Genomic DNA, 21,851 nt, shown 5'->3' with positions numbered 1-21,851 from the left:
GTAGTTCTTGCCCCAGTTTCTTATACTGTTTTTTCAGGTTCAGCTGACGCACATTTATGGTGCTCAGTGGCTCGTAAAGCGGTCATACGCAAGGCGGGCTTATGCTGGCATAGTGGTTCTATGTCTGTATAAGTCCAACGCAGTCGGATGACCGCTTTACGAGTCACCCGCAGGGCCAAAGCAAGAGCTTTGGCTGAGTACAATAAATGTGCGTCAGCTGAGCCTCAATATGGCCGTGAGCAGGAAATACCGCTGTCAGAGCGCTGACCGGATGGTGTTTTCGGTATTACAAAAGAGAGACAGCTGATGGACTCGGGCTCAATCGTCTTTTCCTTTTTTCTTATTTTCTCCGGTGCTGCGGTATTAGCCTCGGTGGCACTCTATACCCGGCAGCCACTGCTTGTGGCCTATATTGCGCTGGGTGCACTGCTTGGCCCTTACGGGCTGGAGTTTGTGACTGATACCCAGTTAATGAACGATATTGCCCATATCGGCATTATCTTCCTGCTGTTCCTGCTGGGGCTGGATATGCAGCCATCCCATCTGGCCCATATGCTGCGCAAGACCGCTGTAACCGGAGTGATTACCTCCAGTGTCTTTTTTGGTGCCGGTTATCTGTTTGGCATGGCCTTTGGTTACGACATCATTGAGTGCCTGCTGATCGGCGCTACCATGATGTTCTCCAGTACTATTATCGGTATCAAGCTGCTGCCAACCACGGTGCTGCATCACAAGCATACCGGTGAGCTGATGGTCAGCCTGCTGCTGTTGCAGGATTTGATTGCCATTGTCGTGTTGCTGGTACTTTACAACGGTCAATCTGATCAGCCGACTGCCTATTCCCTGTTGCTGACCCTGCTGACGCTACCTGCCCTGATTGTCGGCTCGCTGCTGTTTGTAAAATATGTATTGCTGCCGCTGATGCAGCGGTTTGACCGGTTCCATGAATATCTGTTTCTGGTAGCCATTGGCTGGTGTCTGGGCATGGCAGAACTGGCGCATGCCTGTGGGTTGTCTGCGGAGATCGGGGCCTTTATCGCCGGTATTACCATTGCCACCAGCCCGATTGCCCAGTACATCGCAATCAGTCTGAAACCGTTGCGAGATTTCTTTCTGGTGCTGTTCTTCTTCTCTACTGGTGCCAGCTTCAATCTCAGCCTGTTACCGGAAGTGTTTGTGCCGACCCTGATACTGGCTGCCGTATGCATGGCGCTCAAGCCGGTTGCTTTCCGTTATACCCTGCAGAAGGTAAGCGAAACACCGAAAACAGCGTGGGAAATTGGTTTTCGTCTGGGCCAGACCAGTGAGTTCTCGATCCTGATTGCCACCCTGGCGCTCAGTATCGGTATGGTTGGACCGGTGGTTGCCCATGTTATTCAGGCCACAGCCATTCTGACCCTGCTGATCTCTTCTTATATTGTGGTGTTTAAATTCGAGAGCCCGATTGCGGTATCGGAGAAGCTGAGAAGGGACTAAAGCAAAAATGGCAAGAAGAGATATCCTTCTTGCCATTTTCCTGTATCAGTTTTTGAGAGCAATAGCAGAACCGTGTTCTTCATATTCTTCCAGGGTTGTCATAACCCTCGGGAAAGCACTCATCTCAGCAAAAATACTGCCACCGATCCACGATGAAATATGTCGTTCCGGCGATGCAATGATTTTGATTTTCATGGTTGAAGGTGCAAGAGAAGCCAGCTCCTTCTTCATTCGCTCGGCCATGCCCGGATAGCGGGTATTCACACCTGCCAGCACCACATTTGCATAAAGTTCCTTGCGCAAATCAACGTCACATTTCATCACCGAGTTATACGCAGTTTCAGCAAGTCCGGCACTCTTCATGCTGATCAACTCCGGCTTGAACATGGTTTCCAGCGCAGCAAACCGGGGCTTGCCAACAGCAATGCCTCTGTAAGTTTCTGTCGGACTGCCTGCCTTCATATCCTGCTCGTAGTTGGTGGATATGTAGCCCAGCTCGGCAACAATTTCACCGGCAGCATCCAGTGCAACATTTTTACCCTCGGCCTTTAACAGCGACTGCATTTTGCGATCAACATCAACCTTGGCCAGATCCAGCCGAATGATTGCATGCACCAGAGGATATCCATCCTCAATCGGCACAGTATATGTCCCACCCTGCCCGGAAAGCACCACAAGACCGGTTGTTCGACCACTGGCAAACAGAGATAAAAGAGCTTCATTCATCGCGTGATAGCCCGGCACCCGGAACTTTTCATACATGATTTCCAGCATTTTTTGACGTTTGAAAGCCGGGTTCAGTGAGACTGAAGACATAAGAACAGGTTGTCGTTCAGGGTTTGCTCCCAGCTGGTCATAAACTTCAGCGATCGCTTTCTCAAAACCGGCCCAGTCTTCAATAACACCATGTCGCGCGAATTCTGCAGAAGACACTTTGACGGAAGGTTCAGCATCACCGGCAAAACCAGCGAGCATATCTCCGGAGCCGATATGGATAACAACGGGAGGTCTGGCATTTGCCCAGGATGTCATGGCCAAAAGGAATGAGACTGCCAGTCCCCAGACAGCTTTGCTTAATATTGTTTTATTTTTTCGCATTAATTTTCGCCGGAATATGAGTGATTTATTTTTATTGAGTTATTAGGGAGCGTTCTCAATTAAACATATGACCAGCCGCTCATGGTTTACGTCAGGCAAGGCGCGAACTGTGCGGTGTGGTGATTCCACATAAACAGTGAGCAACGCGGTTCTGGCGTAAACCATGAGTGGCCCTTCGGGTTCATCACGCAAACTCTCATACCGCGTTGAACGGCTCGAACATACCACCATGCCCTTCACCGTTCGCCTTGCCTGAGAGTTTGCGTGATGAACTGGTCATATGTTTAATTGAGAACGCTCCCTACATTATTGAACTGTCAGACGATGGAGTAACTGCCCACACCAGACTGAACCCGTTAAAGGTCTGAAGAGCATTAGCATTCAGCAACAGCTCTTCTGACGACATCGGTTGATTGAATGTGGTGTTTTGAATCTATACCCAGGGGAAAGTATAAAAAGTGACAACAACGAAGCACTGGCAAGCAGCAGAGCTACCAGAATGCCTGTGTCCTGACATCTATCTCGAATCGGACGATACCCGGCTGATCTTCCGGTTCACGGGGAACCACAACAAGGAAGAGCATCCCTGCTCAAAGCATCATCCCTGAAACACTGCCGCATTACTCCAGAACAGGCCTTTTTAGTACAAAGTACCAAAAACAACTCTCATCAAGGATGAAAAGCCTATAAAATCCGGTCAGCACTCTATCTATAACAAGACGCACCCAGCATATAAAAAACTGCCAAGTATGAGTATGCAATTTCCGCAAAATAACGTTCCGAGCCTGAAATACACGCAGGTATGTGACACTGACCAACTGAATTTTTCAGATATTGGAAGAAATCGCCGTTATTTGAAGCTGAAACCCGGGAGTATTCGCGGCCATCTTGCCGAAATAAAACTTGAAAACACTATTCTTGTCCGCGAGGAACTGTATGCCGGTATGCAGATAGAGGCTGCACCTCCCGGCCATTTTTTCCCGCTCGCGGCGATACTGTTTACAGCACCGGATTCAAAGTTCTGCGGACGTGAATTTACCGGCAATGAATTGTTGCAGGGCACCGGCGGGGAATGGAACATGTATATTCCAAACCGGCTCGATTATATATCCAGCGTTGTTGATGCCAGGTTACTGGAAAAAAATGCATATCTGCTTTCAGGACGTGACACCTCGCCGGCATGGTTTGTCAGCCAGACACGCCAGATGAGTCTGGAAAGCATCAATGCCTACAAAAACGGTATGAACTATCTCTTTAAACTGGTTGAGCAACGACCTTTCATTCTGGAAAGCGATCATATCCTTGCCATGCTCGACAGCCAGATTATGCAGTTAACGGTAGATGCACTGACTTCAGCATCTGAATCCCCGCAAACCATCGTACGAAAAACCAAACGCTTGCGCGGAGTCCGGCAGGTGGTTGACTATCTCAAAGCGACCGCCAGAGATCTTCCAACCATTCCAGAGCTCTGCGCCATCGCCCGCATGAGCCAGCGCAGTCTGGAATACGGTTTTCGGGAGCAGTTCGGTGTTACACCGATTCAATATATGAGATTTGTACGCCTGAATGGTGCCCGGGAAGATTTGCTGAAAGCTGAGGACAGTCAAACCCGAATATCGGATATTGCCCTGCGCTGGGGTTTTATCGAGTTCGGACGGTTTGCGGCGGACTATAACCGGTTGTTTGATGAGCTGCCTTCGCAGACACTGCGTAACCGGGACAGCAGAAAATCAAACAACAGACAGCCAAGCGATAAACAGACTGATAGCTGGTCAGATGCTGTGGGCAACTCACTACAACTTATAGGAGCATAACCCACAGAGTTACGGACATGTTAATGGTCGTGGCGTAACACAACACGGCCAATCTGTCGGGCACGGAAAATCTGCTCAATGGCATCCGGTAGCTGATGCAGATCGACCTCAGTGGTGATGCGATCCAGATTTTTCAGCTTCAGATCTCCGGCCAGCCGGCTCCATACCCGCTGCCGCGCTTCAGCCGGCTGACGGGCAGAGTCCACCCCCAGCAGATTGACGTTGCGCAGAATAAACGGAAACACCGTAGCCCCGAAGCTGGGTGACGACACCATGCCACAACAAGCGACACTTGCTCCGTATTTCAGAGACTTGATAACGTTAAACAGAATATCACCACCAACGGTATCAATCGCACCGGCCCACTGTTCTTTCAACAGCGCTTTCTCGGCACCATCACTGATGGTTTCCCGGTCAACAATCTTGGTTGCACCCAAGCTGGTCAGATACTGGGCATGTTCCAACTTTCCGGTACTGGCTGCCACGCTGTAGCCCAGTCCGGACAGCATGGAGATACTCAGGCTGCCGACACCACCGGTGGCACCGGTCACAAAGATATCACCCGGCCCCGGCTTCATTCCCGCAGTTTCCAGTTTCTCCAGACACAGCGCAGCGGTTAAACCCGCGGTGCCATAAGCCATGGAGTCCTTCAGGCTCATACCTTCCGGCAGGGCTACAGCCCATTCAGCAGGTACCCGGATATAACCTCCAAACCCGCCGGCAGTATTCATTCCCAGATCATAACCGGTAATGATCACCGCATCGCCGGGTTTGAATTGCGGAGAGTCGGAGACTTCCACATAGCCCGCAGCATCAATGCCGGGCGTGTGAGGGTATTGCTTGGTGACTCCGCGGTTACCCTTGACCGACAGGGCATCCTTGAAATTCAGCGAGGACCATTCCACTCGAACCAACAGCTCTCCGGCAGGGAGATCCGATGTACTACGGGTAATCACTGACACTTCAGGTACCGAGTCATGCTCGGGCTGTTCTACCCAAAGAGCTTTAAATGAACTCTCAAATGCGGCCATATCCGGTTTCCGCTCCCTGTGCTGCATCCATTCAGAAATCAGTTAAAGAATCGCATAGCCGCCAGCCGGCTCTGGGCAGATGTCAGCAGGCGCTCCGCCATGGCACCGGTTGCCAGCCCCAGTTTTTCAGCAACAGTGACGCGGGCATGGTGCTTGATCTGGAAAATATCGTAGTCTTCCAGGCGATCCATAATGTACTCGTCGCTGGTCATGATTTCATCCACCAGCTGTTCTTCCACAGCTTTGCGGCCATACCAGATTTCACCGGTCGCCACCTTTTCAATATCCAGCTGCGGACGCTGCTCGCTGACAAATTCCTTGAACAGCACATGAGTGTCTTCCAGATCTTCGAGGAATTTCTGCCGCCCTTTCTCGGTGTTTTCACCGAACATGGTCAACGTGCGCTTGTATTCACCCGCGGTATGCATTTCGATATCAACATCGTGCTTTTTCAGCAGCCGGTTAAAGTTGGGCAGCTGGGCAATAACACCGATGGAACCCAGAACCGCAAAAGGTGCTGCTATTATTTTATCCGCATTACAGGCCATCATGTAACCACCGCTGGCAGCCACTTTATCGACCGCAACGGTCAGATGAATCTTTTTATTGCGAATACGCACCAGCTGGGATGCCGCCAGACCATAGCCGGGCACAATACCACCGGGGCTTTCCAGCCGAACCAGCACTTCATCCTGCGGCCGGGCAAGACCCAGTACCGCAGTAATTTCTTCTCTCAGGCCGGATACCGCAGAAGCCTTGATATCACCGTCAAAGTCCAGCACATACAGGCGCTTGCGGGTGTTGTCCTCGGCCTCTTCATTTTTGAGCTCTTTCTTACGCTCTTTTTTGGCTTTCTTCTCTTCTTTATCTTTGTTCTTTGCTTCTTTTTTGTAGACTTCGGGCTCCAGCACAACATGACGCAGGCTGTCCTGGGCACCTTCAAATTCTTTATTGAGCTTGCGGACTTCCAGATGTCCGGCAGCGTGCTTCTTGGCTTTCTGTCCCATGCTGCCGACCAGGCCGACAACCGCAACAATAAACGCCAGTACTGTTAATGTTTTTGCAAGAAAGAGTCCGTACTCTGCAAGGAATTCCAACATCATCTCCTGATATGTACTCTGATTATTCAGTGACAAGTGCCCGGGCATTTACTTTCGAATATTTTGGTGTGTGGATTTTTTCATCCTTCAAGGCGCAGCGTCGGGAGCGTAGCCATAGCTACGTGACCAAAGCTGCAACGCAGCAAGGGTGGAAAAAGGCGCCACCAAAATATCTGAAAGTAAATGTCTGGGTACTTCTCTAATGGGGATTCAGGATAAACCATTCAAGCCATTGACAACAGTTGCCGCCCCAATGTGTTATATCCCTGATGGTTGACACTGTCGGAACCAGTCAATAGCCTTGACGGGTTTTGCGGTGCTCGACCCAGTACCACCCAATGATGTATCGCAAATACCGAAAGCGACCAATGAAAAAGGGAACTGAACATGTCTACAGCTGCTGAAGCTGTTGCCCAGATGAAAGAGCATTTCAATCCTGAGGCTGCAGCCGGACTGGACCTGGTTTATGAGTTCGATATGGAAGATGGCGATACCTATCACCTGATCGTCAAGGACGGTACCTGTGACCTGATTCACAGCGCCCATGAATCACCCGATGTCACCCTGGTCATGACCAGCAGTACCATGAAAGGTATTCTCTCCGGTTCCCAAAACCCGATGATGGCCTTTATGACCGGCAAGATACGCTGCAAAGGCAATATGATGCTGGCTACCAAGCTGGGCGATCTGTTCGGCTAAGCCGACAACGCTCAAAATCATCCGGCAGGGTTTCTCCATGATTTCTACCGGATGATTCTTTTCTGATCAGTCCTGAATCATATCCCGCCAGAGACAGCGACCACCCTTTTTGGTAATCAGATCCAGTCGCTCGTTATGCGCAGCCAGTTCACTTTCATCCGCCTTGAGCACCGGCAGCCGGGACCGGTTGGCATCCAGTCGGACAATATTTGAACCCTGAACTCCTCCACCACTGATATCATCGCTTCCACCCAATGACAGGTGGGTCTGGCCACCGGTCATCAGCAGGTAGACATCCGCCAGAATCTCGGCATCCAGCAACGCGCCGTGCAGGGTCCGGGACGAGTTATCGACGCCGTAACGCTTACACAGTGCATCCAGATTGTTCTTCTGCCCTGCATGTTTGGCCCGCGCCAGTTTCAGCGAGTCAGTGATCTTGCAGTGATCTTCAATATTGCCGGGTGAGTGCGGCAGCTTGTTGAATTCGTGATTGATAAAGCCGACGTCAAACGGCGCGTTATGAATGACCAGTTCGGCACCACGAACGAAGTTAAAGAACTCCTCGACGACATCTTCAAAGTACGGCTTGTCGGCCAGAAACTCATTGGTAATACCGTGTACTTCAATCGCCCCTTCATCCACTTCACGGCGGGGATTGATATAGACATGGTAATGGTTACCGGTGAGCTTGCGGTTCACCAGTTCGACACAGCCAATTTCGATAATCCGGTGCCCCTGTGAAGGCTCCAGACCGGTTGTCTCGGTATCGAGTACAACGATTCTCATGACTTATTCCTGTTCAAAACCTGATCGACACCCCGGTTGGCCAGCTGGTCAGCTGCTTCATTGCCGGGATGACCACTGTGTCCCTTGACCCAGCACCACTCTATCTGATGCCGTGCCACTTCCTGATCAAGCTCCTTCCACAAATCAGCATTTTTGACCGGCTGTTTGCTGGCGGTTTTCCACTGGCGCTTTTTCCAGTTAACCATCCATTGAGTGATACCCTGCCGGACATACTGTGAATCTGTCGTTAACTTAACGGGACAGGGTCGCTTCAGGGCGCGCAGCGCTTCAATCGCCGCGGTCAGTTCCATCCGGTTATTGGTGGTTTCAAGTTCACCACCACATAATTCGCGTTCATGCTTGCCGTAACGCAGCAGCGCACCCCAGCCTCCCGGCCCCGGGTTACCCTTGCATGCACCATCGGTATAGATTTCGACCACAGAGCCTGTCGGCTCTGCCGGTTTATGTTCAGTCACTCAGTATCCTGTTTATTCACCTGAAGACCACTGAAGTCAATCAGGTCACTTTCAAAATGGGTGGAACGGAAAACAGATTGTGCGGAAGAACCCGGCACCGCAGGGCCAATCAGGGAGCGGGCACCGTTCCAGCGACCACGCAGCGGCGTTAGTCCCGGATAGACCCGGGTCGCCACAATGACATAAATACCACCGACCGGCAGGCCGGTTTTGCGGGCAAAGCGGGCCATTTTCTGGACCCACTGCGGATGATTGCGCCCCAGGGGAAATAGTCCGATACCATGATTGATGCTGTCCACCCGGAACCCCAGCAGTTCCAGCCAGTCCTGCAATCGTGCCGCACGCAGCGGGCTTGCATTACCCCGCATCAGTTTCAGTCCGGGATAAACCCAGCGGATCATATTCCATACGGAGAATGGATTAAAACCAACGATGACCAGTTTGCCGCCGGCAATCAGACAGCGGCTGGCTTCTCTCAACACTGCCCGTGGCGCTGATGAGAATTCCAGCACATGATGCAGAAACACCATATCCAGTGTTTCTTCCCGAATCGGCCAGCTCAGCATCGAGCCCTGAATAAAGGCACCCTTGTCTTCCTGTCCGGACCAGGGTGACAACATGGTTTTATGGGCAATACCGCAGCGGGAGACCAGCGTCAGATCCGGTTTGATGCCCAGCTGTAGTAACTGGTAACCAAAAATTCCCGGCAGCGCCTGTTCCAGAATTTTACGTTCCTGCTCCAGCAGATACTGACCGGCAGGCGTTTCCAGCCACTCTGCCAGCTGACGGTACAGCTCCGGGATTACCGTGGGATCAGACGACATGCTTCTTCCGGGGGCCAGTTTCAAGCTCATCCGCTACTCAACATTCCAGACCAGTGTTAACATCTCGTCCACATATCACCCTATCACGGGCGTCCGGTCAACTGTACCGGGGTAAAATGCTGCCTGCCAGAGCAGTCTATTCAGGAGAACCGATACCCATGATCGAGATTACACCGATTCCGGCCTTTAATGACAATTATATCTGGCTCCTGACCCGGACTGATAATCAGCATAAAAGTGACGACTCAACCGCATGGGTGGTTGATCCTGGCGATGGTCAGGCTGTGTTACAGACCCTGCAGCAGCGGGGGCTGTCACTTGGCGGTATTCTGATCACCCATCATCATACAGATCACACCGGCGGTATTCAGACATTATTGCAACATTATCAGGTCCCTGTCGTTGGCCCGAACAACCCTGCAATCAAATTGATTTCCCAAACCGTTGGTCAGGATGACGAAATAAGCATTCTGGGTTCATGTTTCAAAGTGCATTCCGTGCCCGGACATACTCTTGATCATATTGCCTATTTCACCGATGAAGCTGTAGAGAGCCCTGCCCTGTTCTGTGGCGACACTTTGTTTGCTGGCGGTTGCGGTCGATTGTTTGAAGGCTCGGCAGAACAGATGCTCGACTCAATGCAGAAACTGGCTGCGTTACCGGACAATACCCGGGTGTTTTGTGCACATGAGTACACCGAAGCCAACCTGCGCTTTGCCATTGCTGTTGAACCTGAAAATAATCTTCTGCAACAACGCATAAAGGATGTTGCTCTGCTGCGAAGTAACAATAAGCCATCCGTGCCTTCAACGCTGCTGACAGAAAAAAATACCAATCCGTTTCTACGCACCGCAGAGCCTGATGTGATCGCAGCCGCAAAAATGCGGGATGCTGACATATCAAGTGAGGAAGCCAACATTTTTAAGGTGATAAGAAACTGGAAAGACTGCTTTTAATAACTACAGATTCAGTCGATGATAGATGTTAAACTCTGTGGAGTTTTGTATGTTTCACTAAAACCACCGTTTCGTCTTCTGGGCATGATCCTGATTTCAGATGTCTGGTAACGCAGAGACTCTGAGGGTAGGTACGGTATAGAAAGCAGCTAAAAACTGAATGAACCGCAAAAAAAATACCCACGCCGATCATGCCCGATCGGCACGCCGTCCACTGCAACTTGCAGTACCGGCCCTTACTGCTGTGATGCTACTGAGTGGTTGTCAGAGCACACAGCAGACAACACCTGAAAACTCCGCCCTGCTGGCAGACGGCAAAGCGGAAGTGCCTCATATCAAGGATGATCTCAAGGCCCGGATTATTGCCGAGGTCGAAGATCTTGACAAAGCCGACAGCGCACTCGCTGCCGATACGGTATCCCCTGATCTGTGGGTACGGCTGCGCGGTGGTTTTACCATGGACCACAGCAACGACCAGCCGCGGGTAGCTTCTGAACTGGAGCGCTACTCACGTTATACCACTTACCTCGGTCGAACCGCTGATCGCAGTTCACGCTATCTGCACTTTATTATTGAAGAGACCGAAGCCCGCAACATGCCGATGGAAATGGCGCTGTTGCCGATTGTGGAGAGCGGCTTCGATCCCTTTGCCTACTCCCATGGTCGTGCTGCCGGCATGTGGCAGTTTATTGCCTCTACCGGCAAGCTCTACGGATTGGAGCAGGACTGGTGGTATGACGGTCGTCGTGATGTGATTGCGTCTACCCGAGCGGCACTGGATCACTTACAAGATCTGCATGAAATGTTCGGTGACTGGATGCTGGCACTGGCTGCCTATAATTCCGGTCCCGGTACGGTAATGAAGGCTATCCGTCGCAACAAGTCGGCCGGCAAGCCCACTGATTTCTGGCATCTGCAACTGCCGAAAGAAACTAGTGCTTACGTACCAAAGCTGATGGCTGTCAGCACCATGTTCAAGGATCCGGAACAGTGGAACCTGAAACTGCCGGAAGTCATCAACGAACCCTACTTCGAAGTTGTCGAGGTAGGTCAGCAGATTGATATGGCTCGAGCCGCTGCAATGGCCGGTATCGAACCGAATGAACTGTACAAGCTGAACCCGGGATTCAACCGTTGGGCAACATCGCCTAACGGTCCGCATCATCTATTGCTGCCGGTTGAAGTGGTTGACGAGTTTGAAGCCAACCTCGAAAGCATGGACAGCAAGGACTGGATGAAATGGCAGCGTTACACCATTAAACCCGGCGACAGTCTGATCAAGATTGCCAAGCTGTTCCGTACTCGCCCCGAACTGATCCGTCAGGTTAACGAGCTGGAAGGCAACCGGATTGTTGCTGGCAAGCCGCTGCTGATTCCGGTACCGTCTGCCGACAGTGACAATTACAAGCTCACTGCTGCTCAGCGGACGCTGGCCAAACAGAATACGCCGCGTAAAGGTCGACGCCAGGTACAGTACACCGTCAAGGAAGGTGACAGCTTCTGGATCATTGCCCGTCGCTATGATGTCAAGGTGCGCCAGCTGGCACGCTGGAACAACATGGCACCCGGTGACCCGCTACGGGTCGGTAAAACCCTTTCCATCTGGACCAGCAAGGGCATGCCTAAATCCGGTGTGGTACGCCGGGTTAGCTACAAGGTACGGCAGGGAGATAACCTGTCGGTTATTGCCAGTCGTTTCAGTGTCGGTGTCAGCCAGATCAAGGACTGGAATGCAAAAACCCGATCCCAGAAATATCTTCAGCCAGGTCAACTGCTGACTCTGTACGTTGATGTAACCCGGGCTCGCTGATTGCGACCATTCTGTCTAAAAGGCGTCGTTCGACGCCTTTTTTAATGACATCAATCTCTCCTAACCTTTTCTTTTTTCTTATTTCTCACACTTCCGAGCCCGCTGCTGCTATAACATTTATTAATAAACAATTTGCAGGTTTGGATACCTTGATCACTTTTATCCCTGTTCTTCGGGGCATATTACTGACTGCTGTATTCCTGGCTCTCAACACCGCACTGGCCGGCTCTGACGAAACCTCGAAGGTACAAACCTTTTCTGCCCTTGCTCACTTTGGTGCTCCCAAATATCCGGACGGCTTTACTCATTTTGATTATGTGAATCCCGATGCACCCAAAGGGGGGCATCTGAAGCGTAATTCCTTTGGTAACTTTGATTCTCTCAATCGTTATCTTGCCAAGGGGAAGCTGCCACCGGATCTTGACCTGCTGTATGACACCCTGATGGTCAGGTCAGCCGATGAACCCCTTTCTGTCTATCCACTGCTGGCCAAACGGGTTGAGATGGTACCCGGTGGTCACTGGATAACTTTTCACCTTGACCCCCGCGCCCGGTTTCATAGTGGTCACCCTGTCACCAGCAAGGATGTCGCCTTCACTGCAGAACTGTTCAGTCAACAGGCCACCTCCTTTTACCAGGAACTGCTGCATGATGTAACCAAGGTAGAAACACCTTCAGAACATACTGTCACTTTTTTCTTCAAACCAGATTCGGACTCCAAGATCGCCATCCAGCTGGCACAACTACCTATTCTTGAAGCTCGTTTCTGGCAGGATCGGGAGTTCTCCAGAACATCACTGACACCACACAGTGGCAGCGGTCCTTACCGGATAAAAAAGATTGATGCCGGCAAACGGATTGTTTATGAGCGCGTCAAGGATTACTGGGCCAAAGATCTGCCGGTCAACCGCGGCCGATATAACTTCGATCTGATTACCTGGGATGTTTACAACGAACCCGAAGTTGCGCTGCAGGCATTTCTCACAGGACACTATAACTTCCGCCATGAAAGCAGTACCAAGCGCTGGGAAACCGGATATCCAAAAGATCTGGAAGCGGCTGGCCTGCACAAAAGCGAGATCCGGTTTCTGTCACCGCGGGGTATGCTGGGATTTGTGTTTAATACCCGCCAGCCAAAATTCCAGGATCGCAGGGTGCGGGAAGCTATTGCCCTGCTATTCGATTTCAACTGGAGCAACACCCACCTTTTCGGAGGCAGTTATACCCGCTCCAACAGCTGGTTTAACAATTCCGACTTTGCGGCAACCGGGATGCCAGACGAAGAGGAACTCAAACTGCTTCGACCGCTGCAACAACACCTTCCCCCTGTTTTGTTCGAAAAACCATTTCAGGCTCCGGAAACCGATGGTAGTGGCAATATTCGCCCCCAGATTCTGCAAGCACTCGAATTACTCAAAGCTGCTGGCTGGGAGCTGAAAGAGGGTGTCATGACTCACCGTGAAACGGGTGATGCCTTGAAATTTGCCTTGCTCTACCTGACTCAGGAATTCGAGCGCATTCTGCAGCAATACAGAAAAAATCTTGCCAGGATCGGTATTCATATGGATATCCAGAAGGTAGATATTGCCCATTACATGAGAGACATCCGCCGACTCGATTTTGATATGTGTGGCTGGTACTTCTATATGCATAACCTGCCGGGTGGCATTGATCTCAATGTGCAGTGGCACTCATCTACAGCCAATCAGCCGGCAACCCGTAACCTGCCCGGCATTAATAATCCGGCCGTAGACGCCCTGCTGGCAAAAGTCGCCACCGCAAACTCCTATGATCAGCTACGAACAACCCTGCGGGCACTGGATCGGGTACTGCTATGGGAATATTACGTGGTCCCTCGCTGGTACAACCCGATAGCACGCATCACCTGGCACAATGAACTGATACCGCCCCGGTTTGTCCCACTCTATACATCACCTGATCTGACGCTCTGGTGGTCAAGAGAAGCCGAGGGTGACTCAGGCAAAGCATCGACGGCTCGATTACACTGAAACAAATACTTTCTTCAGCATGAGAACGACAATGACTCCAGAACTTCGCCGGTTTTGGCTGAGGGCGCTCAGCACCGTCTGTTTTCTTTTCCTGCAGCCACTGGCTGTTACCGCGAATGAAAGTGATACCGTAACGGGTGAGCAGAAAGCTGATGCTGCATCACCGGTAACCACCAGCCACGCCATCAGTCTGCATGGTCAGCCGAAATACAATAATGATTTCCGTCATTTTGGGTATGCCAATCCTGATGCACCGAAAGGGGGAACACTCAAACTCGCCCTTACCGGTACTTTTGACAGCTTCAACCCCTGGATCAGCAAAGGTAACGCAACAGGCGTTGTTTATCTGGTTTACGAAACACTGATGGTGCGCTCCTGGGATGAGCCTTTAAGCAAATATGGGGTACTGGTACAGAAGATCGAACGCCCTGTAGATAACAGCTGGATTGCATTCAATATTAATCCTGAAGCCCGGTTCCATGACGGACACCCGGTAACCGCAGAAGACGTTGCCTGGTCTTTCTCAGCTCTTACTGAACAGGGATCTCCGACCCAGAAGAGTCTGTATAAAGAAGTTGAGCGCACCGAAGTAACATCACCGCTGAGGATTGTGTTTCATCTGAAGAATCCGGAAAATCGGGAACTGCCACTGGTTCTGGGCCAGCTTCCGGTCCTACCGAAGCATTACTGGACCAGTGAGGGGCGCAGCTTTGACAAGGCGGACCTGACACTGCCACTTGGCAGCGGGCCGTACCGTATCAGCAAGTTTGAAGCAGGACGCTTTATTACGCTTGAGCGAGTCGATAACTACTGGGCTGCCGACCATCCGGTTAATCGGGGTCGTAACAACTTTGATGTTATCCAGTATGACTATTACCGGGACAATACCGTTGCCAGAGAAGCATTTCAGGCTGGCAGCTATGACTGGCGAATCGAATCAGATCCCCGTTACTGGATCAATGACCAGAATACACCGCAGGTAAAAAGCGGCAAAATTATCGCCGAACAAATTACCAACCATAACCCCCAAACCCAGTCACTGGTATTCAATACCCGCCGCAAGCCAATGGAACAACTGATCTTCAGGCAGGCACTCAGTGAACTGTTTAACTTTGATCAGATCAACAGCCGGCTGTTTCATGGGGAATTAAGTCGTGCTGACAGTTTCTTTGCCGGCACGGATATGGCTGCCCCTCCCTTACCCGGCAAACTGGAAAAAACATTACTGGAACCGTTTGCCCGTCAGTTACCGGCTGGCGCTCTGACTGTGCCCTGGCACACTCCGGATATAGCCACAGCAGCCGAAGAAAGGTCTGCTCTCAGTCGTGTACTGAAGTTGTTGCAGGATAATGGCTGGCAGCACCGCAGCAACAAACTGTTTGCCCCTGGAAGTGATGATCCGGTTGAACTTGAACTACTGACATCCGACCCCCAGATCGAAAGGACCATTCTGGCCTACAAACAATTACTGGAGCGTCTGGGTATCCAGATCAACCTGCGCACTGTTGACAGTTCCCAGTACATTACCCGGTTACGGGCTCATGACTATGATCTGTTGATCCACAGCTTCCACAATACTCCTTCTCCCGGTATCGAGCAGGCTGTTTTCTGGGGCAGTGCTTCTGCAAGTCAGTCAGGCAGTAAAAATTATTCCGGCTGTTCAAACCCGGTTGTCGATGACATGATTCAGGGAATTGGCAATGCCCGCACCCGGCAGGAGCTGATTGGTTATGTTCAGGCCATGGACCGGGTTGTAAGAAGTAACTATTACGCTCACCCGTTGTGGTACCAGAAAAACTGGAATCTGTTTTACCGTAACTATCTGAGACACCCTGCGGTGAGCCCACTTTATGTCGTCGATATCATGGCCTGGTGGCATCAGCCAGAATAGCAGGTAACAGCCATGGATCAGGAACAGCAAGCTGTCCGGAATCTTTTTGCCTGGATTGCCTCACTATTTGCACCGCTATCTGCCTCGCTATTTACCTCACTATGGCTGATACTGTTTTCCGCTTCTGCCGCCAATGTGCTGGCAGAAGCTTCCGACAACAGTACCAGTTTTACTGTTCACCATGGTGTGAGTCGCTATGGCACGCCGCGATATCAAGCCGGCTTCAGTCATTTTGACTATGTAAACCCTGAAGCTCCCAAAGGGGGCTCAATCCGTTATGCGGGTATTGGTTCGTTCGATAGCCTGAATCGATGGATAGACAAGGGTACTACAGCCATGGGTATTAACGGGCTGTATGACACCCTGCTGGAAGATTCCAGCGATGAACCCTTCAGCGCTTACGGGTTGCTGGCGGAATCAATTGAACTGGCGAAAGATAATAGCTGGGTTGCCTTCAACCTCAGGCCCTCGGCTCAATTCCATGACGGACACCCCGTTACGGCGGAAGATATTGTCTTCACCTTTAATTTGCTGCGGCAACAGGGACGGCCCTTTTATAAAACCTACTATGCCGATGTAGCCCGGGCTGAGGCCACTTCCCAGCGTCGGGTGCTGTTTGTTTTCAAACATAACAACAATCGCGAGCTGGCTCAGATTCTGGGCCAGCTGCCGGCTCTGCCAAAACATTATTGGGAAAGAGAAGACAATGATTTCGCTGTAACTAGCCTTAAACCGCCTGTAGGCAGCGGCCCTTACAAAATAAAGGCTATCGAGTCCGGTCATTCCATCACTTATGAACGGGATCCGAATTACTGGGGACGAAATCTGGCGGTCAATATTGGTCGCTATAACTTCGACACCATTGTTTATGATTATTACCGTGACCGGACAGTCTCACTACAGGCGCTGAAAACCGGAGCACTCGACTTCAGGATAGAGCTGCTGTCAAAGGATTGGGCCACCGCCTATCACTTTGAAGCGATCAAAACCGGCAAGGTTATTACTGAAAGTCTGCGTACCCTCAATCCCTTCGGAATGCAGGCATTTATTTTCAATCTGCGCCGCCCTCCCTTTGATAATATTCTGGTCCGGCAGGCGCTGAATTATGCCTTCGACTTTGAGTGGTCCAACCGCAATCTGTTCTATAGTCTTTATGCCCGAACCAACAGTTACTTTGTCAATTCTGATCTCGCGGCATCCGGTTTGCCTGATGAGCAGGAGTTAAAGCTGCTGCGACCGTGGAAGGAACAACTTCCCGAGAAACTGTTCACACAACCTTTCACCCTGCCTCAAACAGACGGGTTGGGTAATAATCGTGAAAACCTGAAGACTGCCCTCGAATTATTACAACAGGCTGGATGGCATATACAGGACGGACAGCTGCTTAATGAACAGGGCAAACAATTCAGTTTTGATTTGCTGTTACTGAACCCGAGCATGGAGCGGATCGCCCTGCCGATCAAGAAGAACCTGGAGCTTTTGGGAATCAACATGCGTATCCGCACTGTTGATTTATCCCATTATCTGAGCCTGCTTCGCAGCTTTGATTTCGATATCACTGCCGACCGTTTTCCCATGTCCAGCAGTCCAGGAAATGAATTAAGAAATCTCTGGGGCAGTGAAGCTGCTGATACCCCCGGAAGCCGTAATAGCATGGGCATCAAAAACCCTGTGGTTGACAGCCTGATTGAAAAAGTAATCTCAGCAGATGACTATCAGGAGCTGCTGGCAGCAACACATGCTCTGGACCGGGTTTTGCTTTGGCAGAGCTACCTGATTCCGCACTGGTATGATCCTTACCTGCATGTGGCCTACAAGAACACCTTACACCATCCTGACTCAGCACCGCTGTTCAGCCTGGATATGAGTATCTGGTGGTATGAGCCTCCACCCATTGCAACATCAGATCAGGCAGCGGATACTGAAGATGCAAATACACCGGAAGCAGAGGATGGCTTCCGGTTTACAGTCCTGCTGGTGATAGCCGGACTGCTTCTGTATGTAGTCATTGCACGTCGCCGGAAAAAAGGACAATAACTGTCGATGTTTGCCTATATTATTCGCCGCCTGTTGCTGATTATTCCGACCCTGTTCGGCATTATGCTGATCAATTTTCTTATTGTTCAGGCGGCTCCCGGCGGGCCAGTGGAGCAGATGATTGCCCGGCTGGAAGGACTCGATGTCGGTGCCACCAGCAGGATCGGTGGCGGGGTTGATGCTGAAATCCAGCAGCTGCAACAACAGGGCATGACCGAATACCGGGGTGCCCGTGGACTGGATCCTGAGCTGATCAAGGAAATTGAAAAGCTATACGGATTTGATCGTCCCCCTGCCGAACGTTTCTGGAAAATGATGCACAGTTATCTGATGCTCGACTTCGGCGACAGTTTTTTCCGAGATACCCCGGTGATCGAGCTGATCAAGGAAAAGCTTCCCGTCTCTATCTCTCTCGGGCTATGGGCCACGCTGATTATTTATGCTATTTCCATTCCGCTGGGGATTCGCAAGGCCGTCAAACACGGCTCCCGGTTTGATATCTGGAGTAGTACCGTCATCATCACCGGTTATGCAGTACCCAGCTTTCTGCTGGCAATCCTGCTGATTGTGCTGTTTTCCGGTGGCAGTTACTGGAATATTTTCCCTTTACGGGGACTGACATCAGATAACTTTGAACAACTTTCCCTGTTGGGACAAATCGGGGATTACTTCTGGCATCTGGTGCTTCCTGTTTTCACGCTGGTAATCAGTGGCTTTGCCACTCTTACCATGCTTACCAAAAATTCATTTCTGGACGAGATCCACAAACAGTATGTCCAGACGGCCCGGGCCAAGGGGCTGGAAGAAAACCGAGTGCTGTACGGTCATGTTTTTCGTAATGCCATGCTATTGGTTATTGCCGGTTTCCCCGCCGCCCTGATTGGTATTCTGTTTACCAGTTCACTGCTGATCGAAATTATTTTCTCACTGGATGGACTGGGATTACTGGGTTATGAAGCCGCTATCAATCGTGATTATCCGGTGGTTTTTGGTTCTCTTTTTATCTTCACCCTGATCGGAATGCTGGTAAAACTGCTGGGCGACCTGACTTACGTTCTGGTCGACCCGCGTATTGATTTTGAATCCCGAGAACTCTGAATAAATAACGATACCGGAAACAGCTTCCATGGCCGGACTGATCACATTGAATCCCCTGAACCAGCGCCGCTGGGAAAGTTTCTGCCACAATCGCCGGGCTTTCTGGTCATTATGGATCTTTCTGTTTCTGTTCCTGCTGACCCTGATTGCTGAAGTGGTCGCTAACGACAAGCCGCTACTGGTGAAATACGACAATCAATTCTACTTCCCGTTTCTATATAACTACCCGGAGACAACTTTTGGCGGTGATTTTGAACTGGAAACGGATTACCGTCAGGAATACGCCCGTGAACTGATTGAACCTCACGGTTGGATGTTCTGGCCGCCCATTCGCTACAGTTACGATACCATCAATTACAAACGCGTTGCTCCTGCCCCGCCCAGCGGCGAAAACTGGCTGGGTACAGATGACCAGGGACGGGATGTTCTGGCCCGGGTTATATACGGCTTTCGCATTTCGGTTCTGTTCGGCCTTACCCTGACCTTATTTAGCAGCCTGATCGGGGTCACTGCGGGTGCTTTTCAGGGCTACTATGGCGGCAAGATTGATCTGTTCGGGCAGCGATTTATCGATATATGGTCAGGCCTACCAGTACTCTATCTGCTAATCATTCTTTCCAGCTTTGTGGAGCCCGGATTCTGGTGGCTGCTGGGCATCATGATGCTGTTCAGCTGGATGGCACTGGTGGACGTTGTTCGCGCCGAGTTTCTGCGGGGGCGCAACCTTGAGTATGTTCGGGCAGCGCGAGCGCTTGGCATGAACAACTCCCGGGTAATGTTTCGTCATATTCTGCCCAATGCCATGGTCGCTACCCTGACCTTTATGCCATTTATTCTGACCGGAGCCATTACCACCCTCACCTCACTCGATTTTCTGGGCTTTGGCCTGCCTGCCGGTTCGCCCTCTTTAGGTGAACTGATTGCACAGGGCAAGGCTAACCTGCATGCGCCCTGGCTGGGTATTACTGCTTTTGTCACGCTTTCGGTGATGCTGACCTTGCTGGTGTTTATCGGAGAAGGTGCCCGTGATGCCATGGATCCACGCAAATAACAGGATGGGGAGCAAGGAATGACAACCGCCTCGGAGCCACTACTGCAGATTCGGGATCTCAATATTGAATTTTTCAATGGCGATACCTGCGAAACCGCAGTAGAGCATGCTTTCCTCGATCTGTATCCGGGTGAAACGCTGGCATTGGTTGGTGAAAGCGGTTCCGGAAAATCAGTCACAGCCCAATCAATTTTGCAGCTGTTACCCCGAGCCCATAGTCGCTGTAGTGGTTCCATTCAGTTTGCCGGAGAAAACCTGCTTGATATTGATACGGGAACTCTTCGTCGTATACGAGGCGACCGGATCAGTATGATTTTTCAGGAGCCTATGACCTCCCTGAATCCACTACATAGTGTGCAGAAACAGATTGGTGAAGTGCTGGCACTGCACAGAGGGTTGTCAGGCAGTGCTGCAGAGCAACGTATTATTGAATTGCTGCAACTGGTCGGAATTCAGGATGCCAGCAAAAGACTCAATGCCTTTCCTCATGAACTTTCCGGCGGACAACGCCAGCGGGTTATGATTGCCATGGCGCTGGCCAATGAGCCTGAAATCCTGATCGCCGATGAACCAACAACAGCCCTTGATGTTACGGTGCAGCGTCAGATTCTTGCCCTGCTGCATGAGCTTCAGCAAAAACTGGGAATGAGTATTCTGCTGATCAGCCATGATCTTAATCTGGTACGGCACAATGCCCACCGGGTTGCTGTTATGCAGCAGGGAAAAATTGTTGAAACAGACACCACAGACAACATTTTTTCATCCCCCAAACACCCTTACACCCGGATGTTGATTAATGCAGAGCCATCCGGTTTTCCTGTTGCACCCAGTGACAGCTCCGAAACACTGCTGCAAGGTGAAAACCTGAGAATATGGTTTCCCATCAAACGAGGCGTGCTTCAACGTACGGTCGATCATGTCAAAGCGGTGAATGACATTTCATTCTCCCTGCAACAGGGAGAAACGCTGGGTATTGTAGGAGAGAGCGGCTCCGGCAAAAGCACCCTGGGGCTGGCATTACTTCGACTGCAAAGTAGCAAGGGCGCTATTTATTTTCATGATCAGCCGCTGCATCAGTTATCCCAGAAAGCATTACGTCCGTTTCGGCGGGAGATGCAAATTGTTTTTCAGGATCCATTTGGCAGCCTGAGTCCTCGCATGACCATTGCCGATATCATTGGCGAAGGGCTCGAAGTTCACGGCATGCAGGATGAACAGCAGCGCGAACAACTGATAATAAAGGCACTGGAAGAGGTCGGGCTGGAGCCTGAAACACGACATCGCTATCCCCATGAATTCTCCGGCGGCCAACGACAGCGGATTGCCATTGCCCGGGTGATGGTACTCAAGCCCAAGCTGGTGATTCTTGACGAACCAACCTCAGCGCTTGACCGCACTGTTCAGTCCCAGATTATTGATCTGTTGCGTAATCTGCAGGCCCATCACAATCTGTCTTATATTTTTATCAGTCATGATCTCGCCGTGGTGCGAGCTATGAGCCACCGGATTATGGTGATGCGCAACGGTACAGTGGTCGAAGAAGGGAGTCGGGAACAAATTTTTGAGAATCCCCGCCATGAATACACCCAGGCCTTGCTTGAGGCTGCATTTTAATATTGTCGTTCAGGCGCAGAAAGTCACCGTGTCGGTTTCAGTTTTAAACCGATAACTCTTTGTTATTCCTGCATAATTCAG

General features: G+C 50.9%; 17 protein-coding genes. 11 read left to right on the top strand and 6 right to left on the bottom strand.

Annotated elements, in window-relative coordinates; translation table 11 throughout:
* Positions 1-306: 306 nt before the first annotated feature.
* On the top strand, positions 307-1,476 hold the full coding sequence (locus ACYZZ0_RS00570) for a cation:proton antiporter (RefSeq protein WP_461534618.1): 1,170 nt from the start codon (positions 307-309) through the stop codon (positions 1,474-1,476).
* 45 nt (positions 1,477-1,521) lie between these two features.
* Here ACYZZ0_RS00570 and ACYZZ0_RS00565 read toward each other — a convergent pair whose 3' ends face one another.
* Positions 1,522-2,574, bottom strand: a complete 1,053-nt coding sequence (locus ACYZZ0_RS00565) for a hypothetical protein (protein WP_461534617.1) — start codon at positions 2,572-2,574, stop codon at positions 1,522-1,524.
* A gap of 854 nt (positions 2,575-3,428) precedes the next feature.
* Here ACYZZ0_RS00565 and ACYZZ0_RS00560 point away from each other — a divergent pair.
* A complete protein-coding gene (locus ACYZZ0_RS00560) occupies positions 3,429-4,388 on the top strand; it encodes an AraC family transcriptional regulator (protein WP_461534616.1) in 960 nt (319 codons plus the stop codon).
* 20 nt (positions 4,389-4,408) lie between these two features.
* Here the strand turns inward: ACYZZ0_RS00560 and ACYZZ0_RS00555 are convergent, their stop codons facing one another.
* Complete coding sequence (locus ACYZZ0_RS00555) at positions 4,409-5,419, bottom strand: oxidoreductase (RefSeq protein WP_461534615.1); 1,011 nt, start codon at positions 5,417-5,419, stop codon at positions 4,409-4,411.
* 38 nt (positions 5,420-5,457) lie between these two features.
* Positions 5,458-6,522, bottom strand: a complete 1,065-nt coding sequence (gene sohB / locus ACYZZ0_RS00550) for a protease SohB (protein WP_461534614.1) — start codon at positions 6,520-6,522, stop codon at positions 5,458-5,460.
* 384 nt (positions 6,523-6,906) lie between these two features.
* Between sohB and ACYZZ0_RS00545 the strand changes: the two genes are divergently transcribed.
* Positions 6,907-7,218, top strand: coding sequence for an SCP2 sterol-binding domain-containing protein (locus ACYZZ0_RS00545; RefSeq protein WP_461534613.1), 312 nt, complete (start codon positions 6,907-6,909; stop codon positions 7,216-7,218).
* Between the two features lie 66 nt (positions 7,219-7,284).
* On the opposite strand, the gene dnaQ is transcribed toward ACYZZ0_RS00545, so the two are convergent.
* The 3 genes from dnaQ to ACYZZ0_RS00530 are packed head-to-tail and all read right to left on the bottom strand — an operon-like array spanning position 7,285 to position 9,304.
* Positions 7,285-8,004, bottom strand: a complete 720-nt coding sequence (gene dnaQ / locus ACYZZ0_RS00540) for a DNA polymerase III subunit epsilon (protein WP_461534612.1) — start codon at positions 8,002-8,004, stop codon at positions 7,285-7,287.
* On the bottom strand, positions 8,001-8,480 hold the full coding sequence (gene rnhA / locus ACYZZ0_RS00535; protein ID WP_461534611.1) for a ribonuclease HI: 480 nt from the start codon (positions 8,478-8,480) through the stop codon (positions 8,001-8,003). The genes dnaQ and rnhA overlap by 4 nt, the downstream gene beginning before the upstream one ends.
* Positions 8,477-9,304 carry a class I SAM-dependent methyltransferase gene (locus tag ACYZZ0_RS00530; protein WP_461534610.1) on the bottom strand — a complete coding sequence of 276 codons (828 nt, stop codon included), beginning with the start codon at positions 9,302-9,304 and terminating at the stop codon, positions 8,477-8,479. Before ACYZZ0_RS00530 ends, rnhA begins: the two co-directional genes overlap by 4 nt.
* Before the next feature lie 158 nt (positions 9,305-9,462).
* Here ACYZZ0_RS00530 and gloB point away from each other — a divergent pair, with 158 nt between their 5' ends.
* From gloB to ACYZZ0_RS00490, 8 genes are all read left to right on the top strand, one after another.
* On the top strand, positions 9,463-10,260 hold the full coding sequence (gene gloB / locus ACYZZ0_RS00525) for a hydroxyacylglutathione hydrolase (RefSeq protein ID WP_461534609.1): 798 nt from the start codon (positions 9,463-9,465) through the stop codon (positions 10,258-10,260).
* Positions 10,261-10,420: 160 nt separating this feature from the next.
* Positions 10,421-12,070 (top strand): lytic transglycosylase, encoded by a 1,650-nt coding sequence (locus tag ACYZZ0_RS00520; RefSeq protein WP_461534608.1) that lies wholly within the window; start codon positions 10,421-10,423, stop codon positions 12,068-12,070.
* Positions 12,071-12,219: 149 nt separating this feature from the next.
* Complete coding sequence (locus ACYZZ0_RS00515; RefSeq protein WP_461534607.1) at positions 12,220-14,079, top strand: extracellular solute-binding protein; 1,860 nt, start codon at positions 12,220-12,222, stop codon at positions 14,077-14,079.
* Between the two features lie 31 nt (positions 14,080-14,110).
* A complete protein-coding gene (locus ACYZZ0_RS00510) occupies positions 14,111-15,970 on the top strand; it encodes an extracellular solute-binding protein (RefSeq protein ID WP_461534606.1) in 1,860 nt (619 codons plus the stop codon).
* Between the two features lie 12 nt (positions 15,971-15,982).
* Positions 15,983-18,007 carry an extracellular solute-binding protein gene (locus ACYZZ0_RS00505; RefSeq protein WP_461534605.1) on the top strand — a complete coding sequence of 675 codons (2,025 nt, stop codon included), beginning with the start codon at positions 15,983-15,985 and terminating at the stop codon, positions 18,005-18,007.
* A 6-nt stretch (positions 18,008-18,013) separates the two neighbouring features.
* Positions 18,014-19,105, top strand: coding sequence for a microcin C ABC transporter permease YejB (locus tag ACYZZ0_RS00500; RefSeq protein ID WP_461534604.1), 1,092 nt, complete (start codon positions 18,014-18,016; stop codon positions 19,103-19,105).
* A 28-nt stretch (positions 19,106-19,133) separates the two neighbouring features.
* Entirely contained in the window at positions 19,134-20,156 is a 1,023-nt protein-coding gene (locus ACYZZ0_RS00495; RefSeq protein WP_461534603.1) for an ABC transporter permease, read from the top strand.
* Positions 20,157-20,174: 18 nt separating this feature from the next.
* Positions 20,175-21,770 (top strand): ABC transporter ATP-binding protein, encoded by a 1,596-nt coding sequence (locus ACYZZ0_RS00490; RefSeq protein WP_461534602.1) that lies wholly within the window; start codon positions 20,175-20,177, stop codon positions 21,768-21,770.
* Positions 21,771-21,851 lie beyond the last annotated feature (81 nt).

Origin of the sequence: Spongorhabdus nitratireducens, assembly GCA_947387575.1 — a bacterium.
Classification (GTDB): domain Bacteria; phylum Pseudomonadota; class Gammaproteobacteria; order Pseudomonadales; family Endozoicomonadaceae; genus CANDOC01.
The sequence above is the reverse complement of the archived record's forward strand: the minus strand, read 5'-3'. Positions and strand labels throughout refer to the sequence as shown.